This window comes from Pseudoduganella sp. GW821-FHT12E03 (genome assembly GCF_058807115.1).
On the sequence record NZ_JBXAQJ010000011.1, the window covers coordinates 50,831 to 65,692 of the forward strand.

At 65.5% G+C, this 14,862-nt stretch carries 12 protein-coding genes; 6 read left to right on the top strand and 6 right to left on the bottom strand.

The window, feature by feature from the left end; translation table 11 throughout:
- Window positions 1-3 precede the first annotated feature (3 nt).
- The 3 genes from AC1RRC_RS25425 (at window position 4) to AC1RRC_RS25435 (ending at window position 5,613) form a co-directional block, all read left to right on the top strand.
- The gene (locus tag AC1RRC_RS25425) at window positions 4-1,230 is read left to right on the top strand and encodes a TerD family protein (protein ID WP_493058368.1); all 1,227 of its coding nucleotides are present in this window, start codon (window positions 4-6) and stop codon (window positions 1,228-1,230) included.
- Between the two features lie 104 nt (window positions 1,231-1,334).
- Window positions 1,335-3,836: a glycoside hydrolase family 31 protein gene (locus AC1RRC_RS25430; RefSeq protein ID WP_493058370.1), complete on the top strand. Its 2,502-nt coding sequence runs from the start codon at window positions 1,335-1,337 to the stop codon at window positions 3,834-3,836.
- 121 nt (window positions 3,837-3,957) lie between these two features.
- The gene (locus tag AC1RRC_RS25435; RefSeq protein WP_493058372.1) at window positions 3,958-5,613 is read left to right on the top strand and encodes an alpha-L-fucosidase; all 1,656 of its coding nucleotides are present in this window, start codon (window positions 3,958-3,960) and stop codon (window positions 5,611-5,613) included.
- Window positions 5,614-5,653: 40 nt separating this feature from the next.
- On the opposite strand, the gene AC1RRC_RS25440 is transcribed toward AC1RRC_RS25435, so the two are convergent.
- The 6 genes from AC1RRC_RS25440 to AC1RRC_RS25465 form a co-directional block, all read right to left on the bottom strand.
- Window positions 5,654-6,343 carry an ABC transporter ATP-binding protein gene (locus AC1RRC_RS25440; protein WP_493058374.1) on the bottom strand — a complete coding sequence of 230 codons (690 nt, stop codon included), beginning with the start codon at window positions 6,341-6,343 and terminating at the stop codon, window positions 5,654-5,656.
- Window positions 6,340-7,584, bottom strand: coding sequence for an ABC transporter permease (locus tag AC1RRC_RS25445; protein ID WP_493058376.1), 1,245 nt, complete (start codon window positions 7,582-7,584; stop codon window positions 6,340-6,342). Before AC1RRC_RS25445 ends, AC1RRC_RS25440 begins: the two co-directional genes overlap by 4 nt.
- A 20-nt stretch (window positions 7,585-7,604) precedes the next feature.
- A complete protein-coding gene (locus AC1RRC_RS25450; protein WP_493058378.1) occupies window positions 7,605-8,624 on the bottom strand; it encodes an efflux RND transporter periplasmic adaptor subunit in 1,020 nt (339 codons plus the stop codon).
- Window positions 8,625-8,640: 16 nt separating this feature from the next.
- Window positions 8,641-8,847 (bottom strand): YgaP family membrane protein, encoded by a 207-nt coding sequence (locus tag AC1RRC_RS25455; RefSeq protein WP_493058380.1) that lies wholly within the window; start codon window positions 8,845-8,847, stop codon window positions 8,641-8,643.
- On the bottom strand, window positions 8,844-9,299 hold the full coding sequence (locus AC1RRC_RS25460; protein ID WP_493058382.1) for a universal stress protein: 456 nt from the start codon (window positions 9,297-9,299) through the stop codon (window positions 8,844-8,846). Before AC1RRC_RS25460 ends, AC1RRC_RS25455 begins: the two co-directional genes overlap by 4 nt.
- 256 nt (window positions 9,300-9,555) lie before the next feature.
- Window positions 9,556-10,788: an MgtC/SapB family protein gene (locus AC1RRC_RS25465; RefSeq protein WP_493058384.1), complete on the bottom strand. Its 1,233-nt coding sequence runs from the start codon at window positions 10,786-10,788 to the stop codon at window positions 9,556-9,558.
- A 414-nt stretch (window positions 10,789-11,202) separates the two neighbouring features.
- Here AC1RRC_RS25465 and AC1RRC_RS25470 point away from each other — a divergent pair, with 414 nt between their 5' ends.
- The 3 genes from AC1RRC_RS25470 to AC1RRC_RS25480 all read left to right on the top strand — a co-directional run bounded on the left by AC1RRC_RS25470 (window position 11,203) and on the right by AC1RRC_RS25480 (window position 14,789).
- Window positions 11,203-11,376: a hypothetical protein gene (locus AC1RRC_RS25470; RefSeq protein WP_493058386.1), complete on the top strand. Its 174-nt coding sequence runs from the start codon at window positions 11,203-11,205 to the stop codon at window positions 11,374-11,376.
- Window positions 11,376-12,176: a potassium channel family protein gene (locus AC1RRC_RS25475; RefSeq protein WP_493058388.1), complete on the top strand. Its 801-nt coding sequence runs from the start codon at window positions 11,376-11,378 to the stop codon at window positions 12,174-12,176. Before AC1RRC_RS25470 ends, AC1RRC_RS25475 begins: the two co-directional genes overlap by 1 nt.
- A gap of 114 nt (window positions 12,177-12,290) precedes the next feature.
- Window positions 12,291-14,789 (top strand): cation-translocating P-type ATPase, encoded by a 2,499-nt coding sequence (locus AC1RRC_RS25480; RefSeq protein ID WP_493058390.1) that lies wholly within the window; start codon window positions 12,291-12,293, stop codon window positions 14,787-14,789.
- Window positions 14,790-14,862: the final 73 nt, after the last annotated feature.

Genomic DNA, 14,862 nt, shown 5'->3' on the forward strand with positions numbered 1-14,862 from the left:
CGTATGCAACAGTTTTTACGCGGACAAAAAGGCAAGTTGAGCGACCTGGGATGTGGCGCCAGCTTCACGGTGACGGTCGACCTGGCCGCGCCGGGCGTGGCGGTCGATGCCTCGTGCTTCGGCCTGGACGCCGGCGGCAAGCTGGCCGACGATCGCTACATGGTGTTTTACAACCAGACCGCCAGCCCGGGCGACGCGGTCCGGCTGCAACTGGCGGGCGGCAAGGCTGTGTTTGCCGTCGACCTGGAGCGGTTGCCTGCCACCATCGATAAACTGGTGTTCACCGCCGCGATGGACGGCAACGCCACCATGCGCGCGCTGCAGCCCGGCGCCGTGCAGGTGGCCGATGCCGTGCGCTTCCCCTTGCAGGGCAGCGACTTCCAGGATGAAAAGGCGGTGATCCTGGCCGAGCTGTACCGCAAGGATGGCGTCTGGCGCCTGGCCGCCGTGGGGCAGGGCTTCAATGGCGGCCTGTCGGCGCTGCTGGCGCATTTCGGCGGCGCCGAGGCGGCGCCGGCTGCCCCCGTTGCCGCCACGGCGGCGCCCACAGCGGCTCCCACGGCAGCCCCGGCGGCGCCCAAGGTGTCGTTGTCCAAAGTAACCTTGGAAAAGCGCGGCGACAAGGTGTCGCTGGAAAAGCAGGCCGGGAAGGGTTATGGCCGCATCCACGTCAACCTGAACTGGAACCAGGGCACGGCGCCGGCCAGCCAGCCGGGTTTCCTGGCGCGCCTGGCGGGCGCGAAGGCGGCCAGGGGCATCGACCTCGACCTCGGCTGCATGTTCGAGCTGGCCAATGGCGCGGCCGGCGTGGTGCAGGCGCTGGGCAATGCCTGGGGCAGTTACGAGCGGCCGCCGTTCATCCACCTGGCCGGCGATGACCGCAGCGGCAGCGTGGCCGATGGCGAAAATATCACCATCAACGGCGTGCAGTTCGATCACATCCGGCGCGCGCTGATCTATGCCTTTATTTACGAAGGCGTGCCGAACTGGGCCGCCACCGACGGCATCGTCACCATCGCGGTGCCGGACCAGCCCCGCATCGAGGTGCGGCTGGACCAGGGCGGGAACCAGAGCATGTGCGCGATTGCCATGATTGAAAACCAGGGCGGCAAGTTGCAGGTGACCAAGCTGGTTGAATATTTCGCCCAGCAGGGCAATACCAGCGTGCACGAATTGATGGACCGCAGGTTCGGGTTTGGGCTGCGCTGGAAGACTGGCAGCAAGGATTGAGGACCGGCTTGTAGCCGGCGCCGGGAGGGCGGTGCGTTCCAGGATGTGGATGCTGTTATAATTTGTACTTGATTTATAAAGTACAAAAAACATCCGGAGAGAGCATGCGCACTTCAGTAATCGCCATGGCACTGGCCTCGGCGCTGGCATTGCATCACACCACCCCGCAGGCGGCAGGGACGGCGGTGGCGGCGGTACATCAGACCGATGCGGGCATTGAAGCGGTCGCCGGCGATACCCGCCTGCGCATCGGTTTCGTGACCGACCGCATCGTCCGCGTGACGGCGACCCGCAACCGCGACTGGTCCGCCACGGCCAGCATGATGCGCGTGGACGTGGCGGAAAAGCCCGGCGCCATCGCCTGGGCGGAAGAGGGCAGGGCGTATACCTTGCGTTCCCCGGCAATGACGGTCAGGCTTGACCGCGATACGGGCGCCATCGCGTTCCATGACGGCAAGGGGCGATTGCTGCTTGGCGGGCATGCCGTGTCACCGCACACGTTCGAGAAAAAGCCGGTCGTCAAACCGGCGCCGGATCCGGCCACCGTCAAGACCGTCAAGACGGTCGACGGCGAGCGCCAGGTGGCCGGCGCCTACCTGGAGCAGCAGGACCGGGAAGCCTGGCAGGCCACGGCGCGTTTCCGCCTGCAGGACGGCGAAGCCTTGTATGGACTGGGTTTCGACGAAACAGCGGACCTCAACCTGCGCGGCAAAACCAAACGCCTGTACCAGCATAACCTGCGCGTGGTGGTGCCGTTCGTGGTCTCGACCCGGGGCTATGGCCTGCTGTTCGATACGTACAGCGCGCTGACCTTTGCCGACGGCAAGGACGGCATGTCGCTGACCAGCGACGTGGTGGACGATATGGACTACTATTTCGTGCTGGGGCCGTCGATGGACGGCGCCATTGCCGGCTACCGCCAGTTGACGGGCGCCGCCACCATGCTGCCCGACTGGGCGTTTGGCTATGTGCAATCGAAGGAACGCTACCAGACGCAGCAGGAATTGGTGGACACCGTCCAACAGTTCCGCCAGCGGAAAATCCCGCTCGATGTCATCGTCCAGGACTGGAATTACTGGACGCCGGGCAGTTGGGGCAGTCCCGTGCCGGACGTTGCGCGCTATCCCGACATCGCCGCGATGACCAAGTCGGTGCATGACCTGAACGCCCGCGTCATGATCTCGATCTGGCCCAACCCCAGCGAAAAAGACGAGCCGGGCCGCGACCTGAAAGACAACGGCTATCTTGCCGGCGGCACCAACTACGTCGACTTCTTCCGGCCGCAGGCGGCGGACGCCTACTTCCGTCACGTGTGGCGGCACCTGGGCCGGCACGGCATCGATGCCTGGTGGTGCGATTCCACGGAGCCGGAGGTGATCGACTGGAACGGCGACGCCAGGCGCATGGCCGACGCCGATACGCGCAATATCCGCGGCCTGTCGGCCGTGATGGATCCGCAATACCTGAACGCGTATGCGCTGGCCGACGCGCAGGGCTTCATGCGCAACTGGCGCCGGAGCGCACCGGAGAAAAGGCTGGTCAACCTGACCCGCTCCGGCTACGCGGGCAGCCAGCGCGAAGGCGCGGTGGTGTGGACGGGCGACATCAGCGCCAAATGGCCGGTGTTTGCCCAGCAAGTGACGGCAATGCAAAACTATAGCGCGGCAGGCAATCCTTACGTGAGCCTGGACGTGGGCGGCTTCTTCGTACGCAAGGGCCATCAATGGTTCTGGGATGGCGACTATGACGGCGGCGCGGACGACCTGGGATACCGTGAGTTGTATACGCGCTGGATGCAGTTCGGCGCCTTCCTGCCGATGTTCCGCTCCCATGGCACGGATACGCCGCGCGAACCGTGGCATTTCGGGGCGCCGGGCACGCCCTTCTACGACGCGATCGTGCAATCGATCCAATTACGCTACCGCATGCTCCCCTATCTCTACTCGCAAGCCGGACTGGTGCATTTGCGGGGCGCGTCGTTCATCCGCCCGGTGGCGTTCGCGTATCCGAACGATGCCAATACCCATGACTTGAAGTCGCAAATGCTGTTTGGCGATGCGTTCATGGTCAGCCCGGTCACCACGCCGATGTATTACGGGGCGGGTTCGGCGCCGATCGATGGCGCGGCCAGGACGCGCCGGGTCTATCTGCCGAAAGGGACCTGGGTGGACTTCTGGACCGGGCGGCAACTGGCCGGCGGTAAAACCATCGTGGCGGACGCTCCGCTGGCGCACATGCCGCTGCACGTGCGGGCCGGCAGCATCGTTCCGCTGGGCCCCGTGGCACACACCGTGGCCGAAGGCCGCAATGGGCCGCTCGAATTGCGCATTTATCCCGGCGCTGACGGCCGCTACACGTATTACGAAGATGCGGGCGAAGGCTGGGGCTATGAGCGCGGCGAATATGCGCTGGTCGACCTGCGCTGGGACGATGGCGCGCGCAAGCTGACGATCGGCGCGCGGCGCGGCGGCTACCCGGGCATGAAAGGCAAGCGCTTGCGCGTGGTGCTGGTTGGCGCGGGGCGGGGGCTGGGCATGGATGCGGATGACAGGGGGATCGAGGTGGCGTATGAAGGCAAGCCCGTGACGGTCAGCTTGCGGCGCTGAGCGCCCCGGCTATCGACACGCGCGCCGCAAGCCGCACGAAAACAGTTGAGTGTATTTAATATATGAAATACACTCCGAAGCTAGGCGCCGCTGGCCGGCCGCCCGTTTATTGGAGAAGAAATTGAAGAGACGACAGCTTTTGCAACACATGGCGGCGGCCATCCCGGCCGCCGCCATGTCCCCGTACGTGCGGGCGGCGGACGGCGCCGCCCCCGGCGCGCGTGAACCGATGGCGGCGGGGCCATTTACGCCGGACTGGAATTCGCTGTCGACGTACCAGACCCCGGACTGGTTCCGCAACGCGAAATTCGGCATCTGGGCCCACTGGGGCCCGCAATGCGAACCTGAATTCGGCGACTGGTATGCCCGGGGCATGTACGAGGAAGGCAGCGACGCCTACCGCTACCACCTGGCGAAATACGGGCACCCGTCCGAATTCGGCTTCAAGGACGTGATCCAGCGCTGGAAGGCGGAGCGCTGGGATCCCGATGCGCTGGTGGCGCTGTACAAGCAGGCCGGGGCGAAATACTTTGTCGCGCTGGCCAACCACCACGATAATTTCGACCTGTACCGCAGCAAGCACCAGCCGCAATGGAATGCCACCACGCTCGGCCCGATGCGGGACCTGGTGGGCGGCTGGAGCAAGGCCGCCCGCAAGCACGGCCTGCGCTTTGGCGTCAGTGTACACGCGGCCCACGCGTGGACCTGGTATGAAACGGCGCAGGGCGCCGACCGCAACGGTCCCTATGCCGGCGTGCCGTATGACGGCCGCCTGACGCGCGCCGACGGCAAGGGCAAGTGGTGGGAAGGGCGCGACCCGCAGGCGCTGTATGCGCAGCATCATCCACGCAGCGAGAGCGGCGACAGCGCGGCCATCCACCGCCAATGGCACTGGGGCGGCGGCGCGTCGATCCCGGACCAGGCATATGCCGACAACCTGTACAACCGCACCGTCGACCTGATCGATTCCTATGATCCCGACCTGGTGTACTACGACGATACGGTGCTGCCGCTGTGGCCGGTCAGCGATATCGGCCTGCGCCTGGCCGCGCACCAGTACAACCGCAGCATTGCCAGGCATGGCAGGCTGGAAGCCGTCATCAACGGCAAGATCCTGGACGACGTGCAGCGGCGCTCCATGGTGTGGGACATCGAACGGGGCCACAGCAGCAAGATCGAGCCGCTGCCCTGGCAGACCTGCACCTGCATCGGCAGCTGGCACTATGACCGGCGCGTGTATGACAACAAGGCTTACAAGAGCGCGAAAACCGTGGTGCACACGCTGATCGACGTGGTCAGCAAGAACGGCAACCTGCTGCTGAGCGTGCCGGTGCGGGGCGACGGCAGCATCGACCAGCAGGAGCGCGCCATCGTCGAGGAAATCGGGCGTTGGATGGCGCCCAACGGCGAGGCCATTTACAACACCCGTCCATGGTTCGTGTTCGGCGAAGGCCCGGTCATGGAGGAGGCCGCCGCGCCCCTGTCGGGCCAGGGCTTCAATGAAGGCAAGGGCAAGCCGTTCACGGCGGCGGACCTGCGCTTCACCGCCGGCAAGGACGCCGTGTATGCGTTCGTCATGGGCTGGCCGGACGACGGCAAGGTGTTGATCAAGTCGATGCGCGCCGGCGGCGAACACTTGAAGCGGCGCGTGTCGCGCGTGGAACTGGTGGGCCGTGGCGGCGCGCTGGCGTTCAGCCAGACGGCGGAAGGCTTGCAGGTGACGCTGCCGGCCAACAAGCCGGGGCTGCCGTATGCGTTCGCGCTGAAGGTGGCGTGACGTGGCGCCGCCCGCCTTGCCGCTCATCCTGCAACAGGATTCAAGCGGACGGCGGGCCGTCCGGGACGATTTTCCCATCCACCAGCCAGATGCGGCGGTCGGCCGCGCTGGCGAAGCCGGTGTCGTGGGTGACGGCGATCACGGTCTGGCCGGCATCGGCCAGGCCGCGCAGGATTTGCCGCACGTTCAGCGTTGCCGCCGTGTCCAGGTTACCGGTTGGCTCGTCGGCCAGGATCAGCAGCGGGTCGTTGGCCAGGGCGCGGGCGATGGCCACCCGCTGCCGCTGGCCGCCGGACAGCTGGGCCGGTGTCTTGGCCGCGTGCGCGGCCATGCCGAACTGGTCCAGCAAGTGCATGGCGTGCTCCCGGACCGCGTCCGGCTGGCGCCGTCCCAGGCGGCGCATCGGTAGCATGACGTTTTGCAGGACGGTGAATTCCGCCAGCAGGAAGTGGAACTGGAAGACAAAGCCGAGTCTGGACAGGCGCAACGCCGCCAGTTGGTCATCGTTGCAGCGCGTGGTGTCGTCGCCATCGAGCCACACGCTGCCGGCATCGGGCACATCGAGCAAACCCAGCAGGTAGAGCAATGACGATTTGCCCGAGCCGGACGGTCCCATGATGCAAATGAATTCGCCCCGTGCGATCTCCACGCTGACGTCATCGACCAGGATGGCCGGCACTTCGCCGCCCAGCCTGCGGGTCACGCGCTCGGCGCGCAAAATGGGGGTCATGTGGCGCCCCGCAGGATGTCGACCGGCCGCAGCCGACTGGCCTTGTCGGCCGGCAGGTAAGCCGCGCCGATGCAGGACACCATCGCAAAGGCCAGCGCCAGCAGGTATTGATCGGCGCCCCACCAGACCGGCAAATGTACCAGCTCGCTAACGCCGGGAGGCTTCAGTTCGATCGCGGCCAGCGCCCGCATCAGCCCATAGCCCAGCAGCAGGCCGGCGGCGCTGCCGAGCAGTCCGATGATCAAGCCTTGCCAAAGGAAGATCTGGCGCATGTCGGCGCGGCGAAAACCCATCGATTTCAGGATCGCGATGTCGCGCGTTTTTTCCACCACGATGGTGAAGATCGTGTTGTAGATCCCGAACGACGCCACCACCAGGATGGCCGAGACCACGCTGTACATGATGATGTTGCGTACCAGGAGCACGCTGAGGAGGTCCTCCGACGCCTCGATCCAGGACACCGCCTTGTAACCGATGCTGTGCTCAATCACGGCGGCGATTTCGCGCGCGCGGTGGGGATCGGTCAACTGGATGATGAAGCGATTGACGCGATTCGGCCGTTGCAATAGCACCTGGGCGCGCTTGAGCAAGGTGAAGGTTTCGAGTTCGTCATATGCCGCATTGCCGGTGCGGAAGATCCCGACCACCTTCATGGTTCGGCTACCCGCTTCCGTCGAGACCACATTGATGGTGCCGCCCATGCGCAGCCCGAACTTGTCGGCCAGGCCCTGGCCGATAATCAAGCCGTTCGGCGTGGCGGCCAGTTCGTCCAGCGACCCCGCCACCATGTGCTGCTCGATCGTCGATACGGCTTTCATGCGCTGCGGGACCACACCGGACAGGCTGACGCCATGCTGCTGTCCGGCAAACGTCAACACGGCTGAGCCATGCAGCAAGGGCGCCACGCGCAAACCCGGCAGGGCTTCGATGTCCTCAAGCTTGCCACGGTAGCCTCGGATGCCCCGGCTCTCCGCTTGCGGCTTGACGTTGCTGATGGCCACCAGCGCGCCGGGCCAGCGCAATTGGGCCGGCTGTACATGCGGCGCTCGGTACTGGTCGTAGACGGTGATGTGCGGGCTGTTGTCGACCAGGCGCCGCAGAAAATCCTTTTCCGAGCCGCGCATCAGCGCCGACACGGCAAGGAAAAACGCCACGCCCAGCGCAATGCCGGTCAGCGACACCAGCGTGGAACGCCGGTGCCGCAGCAAATGGGTCAGGGCGATCTCCAGTTGGACAGGCATGGCGCATCTCCGGCGGCGGGCTAACGATAGACCGGCCGCACCCGCCGGCCTTCACGCAAGGTGTCGTCGGGCAGTTGCACCACCAGCTCATTGCCGGTCATGCCACGCACGATCTCGCTGCGTCCGCCGTTGCGCAGGCCGATTTTGATCTCGCGCCGGCGCAGGCGGCCATCGGCCACCAGCCAGACCGCGTTGTCCCGGATCGCCGCGTTTGGCAACAGTACGGCGCCTTGCCGCCGGCTGACAATCAGGTTGGCGTCCACGGTCATTCCGGAGCGCAGCGGGTCGGGGGCGTCAAGCTTGACCCGGACCCGGTAGCTGCGCGCCACCGGATCTCCCTTGGGTGTCACTTCGCTCACGGTGCCGTCGAACACCCGGCCAGGAACGGCGCCGGCTTTCAGCAGTACCTGCTGCCCGATGCGCACGCGGTTGATGTCTTCCTCGTCGATTTCGGTGGTCACGCGCAGTGGCGCGCAGCAGGCCAGCACAAAGATGGCCTGTCCGGGGCCGATATACTGCCCGACTTCGCCGTCGCGGCGGATGATGGTGCCGTCGGCCGGCGCGGTCAGCGCCATATAGCCGCGCTGTGCCTGGACGCGGCGCAAGGCCGCTTCAGCGGCGGCCAGCTCGCTGCGGGTGCGCTCGACTTCACCAGTGGAAACAAAGCCACGGTCGGCCAGGGCGGCGCTGCGGGTGTGCTGGCTGCGGGCATAGTCGGCGCGCGCCCGTTGTTCGTCAACCGTGCCGGCCAGGTCGGCATCGTCCAGGCGCGCCAGGACCTGGCCTTTGCGCACCTCGGCCCCTTCGTCGACATGGCGCTCGGCAAGACGGCCGCCGACGCGCGGCGCGATCGGCATCATGACGGCGGGTTCCACACTGCCGGTCGCATAAACCGCGTCCACCACGGTGCCACGCTCGGCTTGCGCCACATGGACCGTCAGCGGCCCCTCATACCACCACAGCAGGGCTGCGGCGGCCGCCAGCAAGGCGCTGGCCGCGCCGTAGCGTGGCCAGCGGGGAGGGGGCGCGGAGATGGTCATCACGGGACGCCGTGGTTCATGATTTGGTTGCCCCGTTGCCGGCGTTGGTGGAGTTGAAGCCGAATGGCAGATAGGCGGGACAAAAGGCAAACGCGGCAGTGACAAGCGGCACCAGTCCCACCCAACCCCAAGCACCGATCGCGCCCGACCAGGTGGCGCCCAACAGTCCCGCACCCAAAATGCAGCGCAACAGGCGGTCCGCGCCCCCAAGGTTGCGTTTCATGGCGTCACCTGTTTTGCGGGAAAGACCAGCACCGGGATCGCGCTATGCAGCAACACTTTGTGTGTCTCACTACCCAGCAGCAATCCTTTCAGCCCCGTCAAGCCATGGGTCGCCATGGCGATCAAATCACAACCTTGCGCCTGTGCAGCCTCGACGATTTTATAGTGCGGCTGGTCGGAGCGGCTGGCCATGGTCTTGCATGGCACCCCCAGCGCCTGTGCCGCCGCCTCCAGTTCCGCCAGCACTTTCGCGCCATGGGCCGCGGTATCGCGCATGAACGCCTCGCGGGAATCTTCCAGCATTTCAGCCTGGTAGCTGAACAAGTGGAAATCCGGCTGAACGTGCAGCGCGGTGACGTGGGCGCCTGCTTCCTTGGCAAATTGCAGAGCGGATTGAAGTGCCGCGGCCGAGGCTGGCGAACCATCAGTGGGCAGCAGAATATGTTTGTACATGGCAAGCTCCTGTGAAGGGATGAAGAGCGGTTCGCGAGCGCGCTTTGCGCGGAAAGACGCGCCACTGGTCAATAGTGTGGCGGACCGCTTCCGCAAAAACTTTGATGTATATCAACTCGTTGCCAATCGCAGTGTAAGTGGCATTGACAATGCGGATGTGAGTGTTTTCACCGTGCCGGGAAGCCACGACTGGAATCCGGCGGATACACGGCAGGTGCCCGGACGTTGGCGCGGCGGCGCGGGCGCATGCACTCCGTCAGGCCAGCAACGAAGGCAGGCAGGCCGCCAGCAATATCAATGACAGTCTCCAGCCGACCCGGTACAGGAACGGCAGGCCACCACTTGCGCCGGCCGCGATCAGCTTGCTCAGTGTGTTGGCAGCCAGCGCAAACAACAGGATGTGGCGCATCGCCGCCGGCTCCAGCGCGCCACTGTCAGCCAGCGACAGAATGGAGCTGGCTGCCGCGTGAAAGTCCACCAAGCCGACCAGCAAGGCGCCCAGCATGGCCGCCGCCGCGCCCAGATAGGTATGCGCATAGGCGATCAGGGCGGTGGCGCCGCTCAGGATCAGGGCGAACAACAGCGTCTGCCGGATACTGAAGACGCGGCCATTGCGTTGACTGCGCCGCGCCGTCGGCGGCGCGGCGCGCAGCGACATGGCCGATACCACAATGGTCGCCAGCAGGGCGCTGGCGATGGTCGGCGCCAAGCCTGCCAGCTGGGCTGGGGCGATGGTCAGCGTAACGACCAGTAGCAGGACGTAGGTGGCAATGTTGGACAACAGCGCGGCTGCGGCGCAGATGCCCAGCAGTGCCGGATCCTCCCGGCAACGGTGCCCCATGTTGGCGGTGGTGGCCACACTGGAGACGAAGCCGGACGCCAATCCGGTCAATGCCAGTCCCATCTTTGGCCCGGTCATGCGCATGGCGATATGTGCGCCGGCCTGTAGCGTCAGCAATACCACGACCAGCCCCCACATGCGGCGCGGGTTGGCCCCCAGCAGCCAGCCATTGGTGTTGTCCGGCAGCAGCGGCCACACCACCAGCGCGGCGCTGGCCAGGATCAGCCCGTCGCGCAGCTCGCCGCTCTTGAGCGTGACGCGTACAAAATGGTGCAGCGGCGCGCGCAGATTCAGCATCGAGGCCACCAGTACCGCAACGCCGGCCGACACTGCCGGATTGGCGATGGCGTTCACCCCCAGCAGAAAGCTCAGGAACAGCGCCAGTTCGGTGACCATGCCCGGTGCGGTAGCGTCGTCGCGCCAGAAAGTGATCACACACATCGCCGCCACCAGCAGCGCCGTCAGCAGCGTCAGCGCGATGTCGATCGACTGCGCCAGCGCGCCGCTCAGCGCCACCAGCGCAAAGCTGCGTACGCCGGCCAGTGCAGGGGCCGGCGTGGCGCCCTTGCGCCGTTCGCGTTCGATGCCGATCAGCAGGCCGCTGCCGAGCGCCGCGGCCAAACCGATCAAATTGTCGCTGCTACTCATTATTTTCCCTTCATTGTGGCAAGGGCGGCATCGACGGCATGTAACGCGGCCATTTTCCGGTTGAGCAAACCGATTTTCGATGCCGAGGCGTGCCAAGTGTAGTGCCATGTCATGGACCAGTACCGTTTTGTAGGGCATGGTGAACTCCCTCCAATATGCGGCCAATTCGATGCATGTCATCATGTTAGAGGGGGGATCGGAAAAATGATTGATCCATGTCAAATTACTTCGCAACTGACGTGGGCAAATGGCCGGCCTTTTTGGTTTGGGCCAGCATGTGGCGGTGATCTTGTAGGTGATCCCTGACAACAGATTCGCCATGTCCCACTACACGGTGTGTCCGGATTACCCTCTGCCTGAACGCATGCCTGGCAGCCATACTGTTGTCATGGTTCAGCGATAGAGGGGGCGATCATGGATCCCAAGCAAGAAAAACAGGAAGTGCCTGGCACGATGCACCAGGCCAAAATGCGTGAAGTGCAGGTGCCGCGCAGCCAGGAGCACAGCCGCGAGCGCATCCGGGAGTTGTTGGGCTGGAATATGTTGCTACTCGATACCATGTCGCGGCCGTATTCGACCGCAGACTGATGCGCTGGAGCACGGTCGGCGCGGCGCTGGAATTGAAAGCGATCAAAGCCATGACGTCCCTTGATTGGCGCAAGATGACGCAGTCACTGCTGCCGGCAGCGTTACTGCTGACGATACCCGGTTTCTACCTCGTGCTTGATGGGACCACGCCGTCCTATCGGATAGCGGGGCAACTGCTGTACGGCCTGGCGGGGGCGCTTTGCACCGCCCATTTGTCAATGCCAGCCCTCTGCCACGAGCGGCATCAGGTGCGGCATTGGCGCCGGATCGACTGCCTTTTACTGGTTGCCATCACCACTTCCATCTGGCCATCGGCGCCGCCATGGAGTGATACGGAATGGTTGTTGCGTTTGCTGGTATGCGTGGTAATCTTCATTCGCCTGGTTTCGCTGGCAATGCGGCATGTGGCGCCACGGCCGCTGTTGCGGACCAGCATAGCGTCGCTGGGCATGCTGCTCGTCGCCGGGGCGGGATTTTATTGGCTGGAGCCGCATGTCCATAGTTTGGGCGATGGCCTGTGGCTGGCCTTTACCACTGGCGCAACCGTCGGCTACGGCGACATCGTTCCTTCCACGCCGGCCTCGCGTGTCTTTGCCGGTTTTATCGTTCTGCTGGGCTATGCGGTATTGTCACTGGTCACGGCCAGTATTGCCGCCTTGCTGGTGGGAGAGGATGAGAAACGGATCCGGCGCGAACTGCATGCCGACATGCGGTTGCTGCAGCACCAGATAGGCTTGCTGCGGGAAGAGATTGCCGCGCAGCGCGAGTCCGTTGCCGGGCAGCGTACGGAAAATGAATGACGTGCTGGCGCATGCGTTGATTTTTCTCGGTTATTCGAAGCAATTTGATCCCGGTCAACAATTTCCACTGTGCGGATGACTATGGTGGCAACTTCAACGGGCCGGGAGCTGACCATGGAATCGCCGGAACTGACCGGATTATCGACGGAAGAGGCGGCGCGCCGCCTGGCTGACGAGGGACCGAACAGCCTGCCCGCGCCGCGCAGCCGGTGGGGCGCCCTCGTCCTGCGCACGGTGCGCGAACCGATGTTCTTGTTGCTGATCGGCGCCGCCAGCCTGTACCTTGCGCTCGGCGACCTGCACGAAGGCTTGCTGTTGCTGTTGATGGTCGGCATGACGGTCGGCTTGACGCTGTTCCAGGAGGGCAAGACCGAGCGCGCGTTGCAGGCTTTGCGCGAACTGGGCAGCCCGCGCGCGCTGGTGCTGCGGGACGGGCAGCCGGTCCGCATTGCGGGCGGCGACGTGGTGCGCGGCGACTTATTGGTGGTGGCCGAGGGCGACCGGGTGGCGGCCGACGCGGTGCTGTTGCGCGCCAATGGCTTGCGCGTCGACGAATCCCTGCTGACCGGGGAATCCTGCGCCGTCGCCAAGCAGGCCGGCGCCGCGCCGGCGGAGCATGGCGCGCCGGGCGGCGACGACTTGCCTTACCTGTGGTCCGGCACCCTGGTCTTGCAAGGCGACGGCATTGCGCGCGTGACGGCGACCGGCGCCGGCACCGAGTTGGGCAAGATCGGGCGCAGCCTGCAGCGGCTCGACAGTGAACGTTCACCCCTGCAGCGCGAAGTGGCGCGCCTGATCCCGCTGATGGCGGGCGTTGGCCTGGTCCTGAGCCTGCTGGTCACCGTGCTGTATGGCTTGCGGGATGGCGCCTGGATGTCGGCCATCCTGGCTGGCATTGCGCTGTCGATGTCGCTGCTGCCGGAAGAGTTTCCCGTCATTTTGACTGTGTTCCCCGCCATTGGCGCGTGGCGCATGGCGCGCGGCCAGGTCTTGACGCGGCGCCTGTCGGCCATCGAGGCGCTCGGGTCGATCACGGTGCTGTGCACGGACAAGACCGGCACCTTGACAGAAAACCGGATGCGCGTCGAGCAGATGCACGCCGATGGCGTGGTGTTGCAGGTGGCGGAAGGGGCGATGCCTGCGGCGTTTGTGCAACTGGCGCGCCATGCGTCGCTGGCGAGCCAGCCGTGCCCGTTCGATCCGATGGAAACCGCGTTTCATGCGCTGGCCGGCACGAGCGCGCAGGGGGAACCATTGCGCGTCTATCCGCTGTCCCCCGGGCTGGCTGCCATGTCGCTGGTGTGGGCCGATGGCGGGCCGGGTACGGCGACCGTGGCCGCCAAGGGCGCGCCGGAAGCGATCGGCGCGCTGTGCCGGCTGGGACGCGACGAATTGGCGGCCATGCGGGCCGCGGCGGACCGCATGGCTGAACAGGGCTTGCGGGTGCTGGCCGTCGCCCGGGCGCGGCATGAGGCGGCCAGCCTGCCGGAGCGGCAGGAGGGTTTCAACTTCCACTACCTGGGGCTGATGGGATTGGCCGACCCCTTGCGCAAGGAAGTACCCGCCGCGCTGGAACAGTGCCGCCAGGCCGGCATCCGCGTCATGATGATCACCGGCGATTATGCGGTGACGGCGGCCAGCATCGCCCGCCGCGCCGGCCTGGCCTGCGGCCAGGTGCTGACCGGTGACGAGGTCGATGGCCTCGATGAACCGGCATTACGCAGCCGGCTGGCGCAGGCCACGGTTTGCGCCCGCATCAAGCCGGCGCAAAAGCTGCGCATCGTGCAAGCCTTGAAGGCCAATGGCGAGATCGTGGCGATGACGGGCGACGGCGTCAACGATGCGCCGGCGCTGAAGGCGGCGCACGTCGGCATTGCCATGGGCGGACGCGGCGCCGACGTGGCCCGCGAGGCGGCGGCGCTGGTGCTGATGGATGATCATTTCGCGTCGATCGTGCGCGGCATCCGCCTGGGGCGGCGCATCTTTGCCAATATGCGCAACGCGATGTCCTACGTGCTGTCGGTGCACGTGCCTATTGCCGGCATGGGGCTGCTGCCGGCGTTGTTTGGCTGGCCGGTCTTGCTGTATCCGATGCATATCGCCGTGCTGGAATTGATTATCGATCCGGCCTGTTCGCTGGCGTTCGAAAATGCGGCGTCCGACGCCGAGGCCATGCGCCAACCGCCGCGCAAGCCGTCGGCGCCGCTGCTGGACCGGTTGACGGTGCTGGGGGCGCTGTGGAAAGGGGCGATCGCGCTGGTGGTGGTGGGCTGCGGCTATGTGGCGGCCATGGCGGCGTGGCCGGAACCGCAGGCGCGGGCCGCCGGCTTTGCCTTGCTGGTGTTTGCCAACCTGGCCCTGATCCTGTCGAACCTGTCGCACCGGCGCAGCGTGCTGGAGGAGTTCCAGACAGGGAACCTGGTGCCGCCCGTGGTGGCGGGTGTGGTGGTGGCGTTGCTGCTGCTGGTGCTGTATGTGCCGGCCCTGGCGGCGGCGTTCCGGTTTGGCCAGTTGCCGCTGGCCGGACTGGCGACGATGTTCGGGCTGGGCATGGTCAGCCTGCTTGGCTACGAGACGGTCAAACGCGTGATGGCCGCCCGCCGCGCCGTGTAGCGCGGCGGGTGGCGCATGACGTCAAATCGTGCTCCGCCAACCACCGTTCAATTTGTTTCTCCCCATAATTTGA

Bases quoted from the DNA above. Each gene is read 5' to 3' on its own strand.
- AC1RRC_RS25425 (WP_493058368.1), top strand. From the start codon at position 4: ATGCAACAGTTTTTACGCGGACAAAAAGGCAAGTTGAGCGACCTGGGA.
- AC1RRC_RS25430 (WP_493058370.1), top strand. From the start codon at position 1,335: ATGCGCACTTCAGTAATCGCCATGGCACTGGCCTCGGCGCTGGCATTG.
- AC1RRC_RS25440 (WP_493058374.1), bottom strand. From the start codon at position 6,343: ATGACCCCCATTTTGCGCGCCGAGCGCGTGACCCGCAGGCTGGGCGGC.
- AC1RRC_RS25445 (WP_493058376.1), bottom strand. From the start codon at position 7,584: ATGCCTGTCCAACTGGAGATCGCCCTGACCCATTTGCTGCGGCACCGG.
- AC1RRC_RS25450 (WP_493058378.1), bottom strand. From the start codon at position 8,624: ATGACCATCTCCGCGCCCCCTCCCCGCTGGCCACGCTACGGCGCGGCC.
- AC1RRC_RS25455 (WP_493058380.1), bottom strand. From the start codon at position 8,847: ATGAAACGCAACCTTGGGGGCGCGGACCGCCTGTTGCGCTGCATTTTG.
- AC1RRC_RS25460 (WP_493058382.1), bottom strand. From the start codon at position 9,299: ATGTACAAACATATTCTGCTGCCCACTGATGGTTCGCCAGCCTCGGCC.
- AC1RRC_RS25465 (WP_493058384.1), bottom strand. From the start codon at position 10,788: ATGAGTAGCAGCGACAATTTGATCGGTTTGGCCGCGGCGCTCGGCAGC.
- AC1RRC_RS25470 (WP_493058386.1), top strand. From the start codon at position 11,203: ATGGATCCCAAGCAAGAAAAACAGGAAGTGCCTGGCACGATGCACCAG.
- AC1RRC_RS25475 (WP_493058388.1), top strand. From the start codon at position 11,376: ATGCGCTGGAGCACGGTCGGCGCGGCGCTGGAATTGAAAGCGATCAAA.
- AC1RRC_RS25480 (WP_493058390.1), top strand. From the start codon at position 12,291: ATGGAATCGCCGGAACTGACCGGATTATCGACGGAAGAGGCGGCGCGC.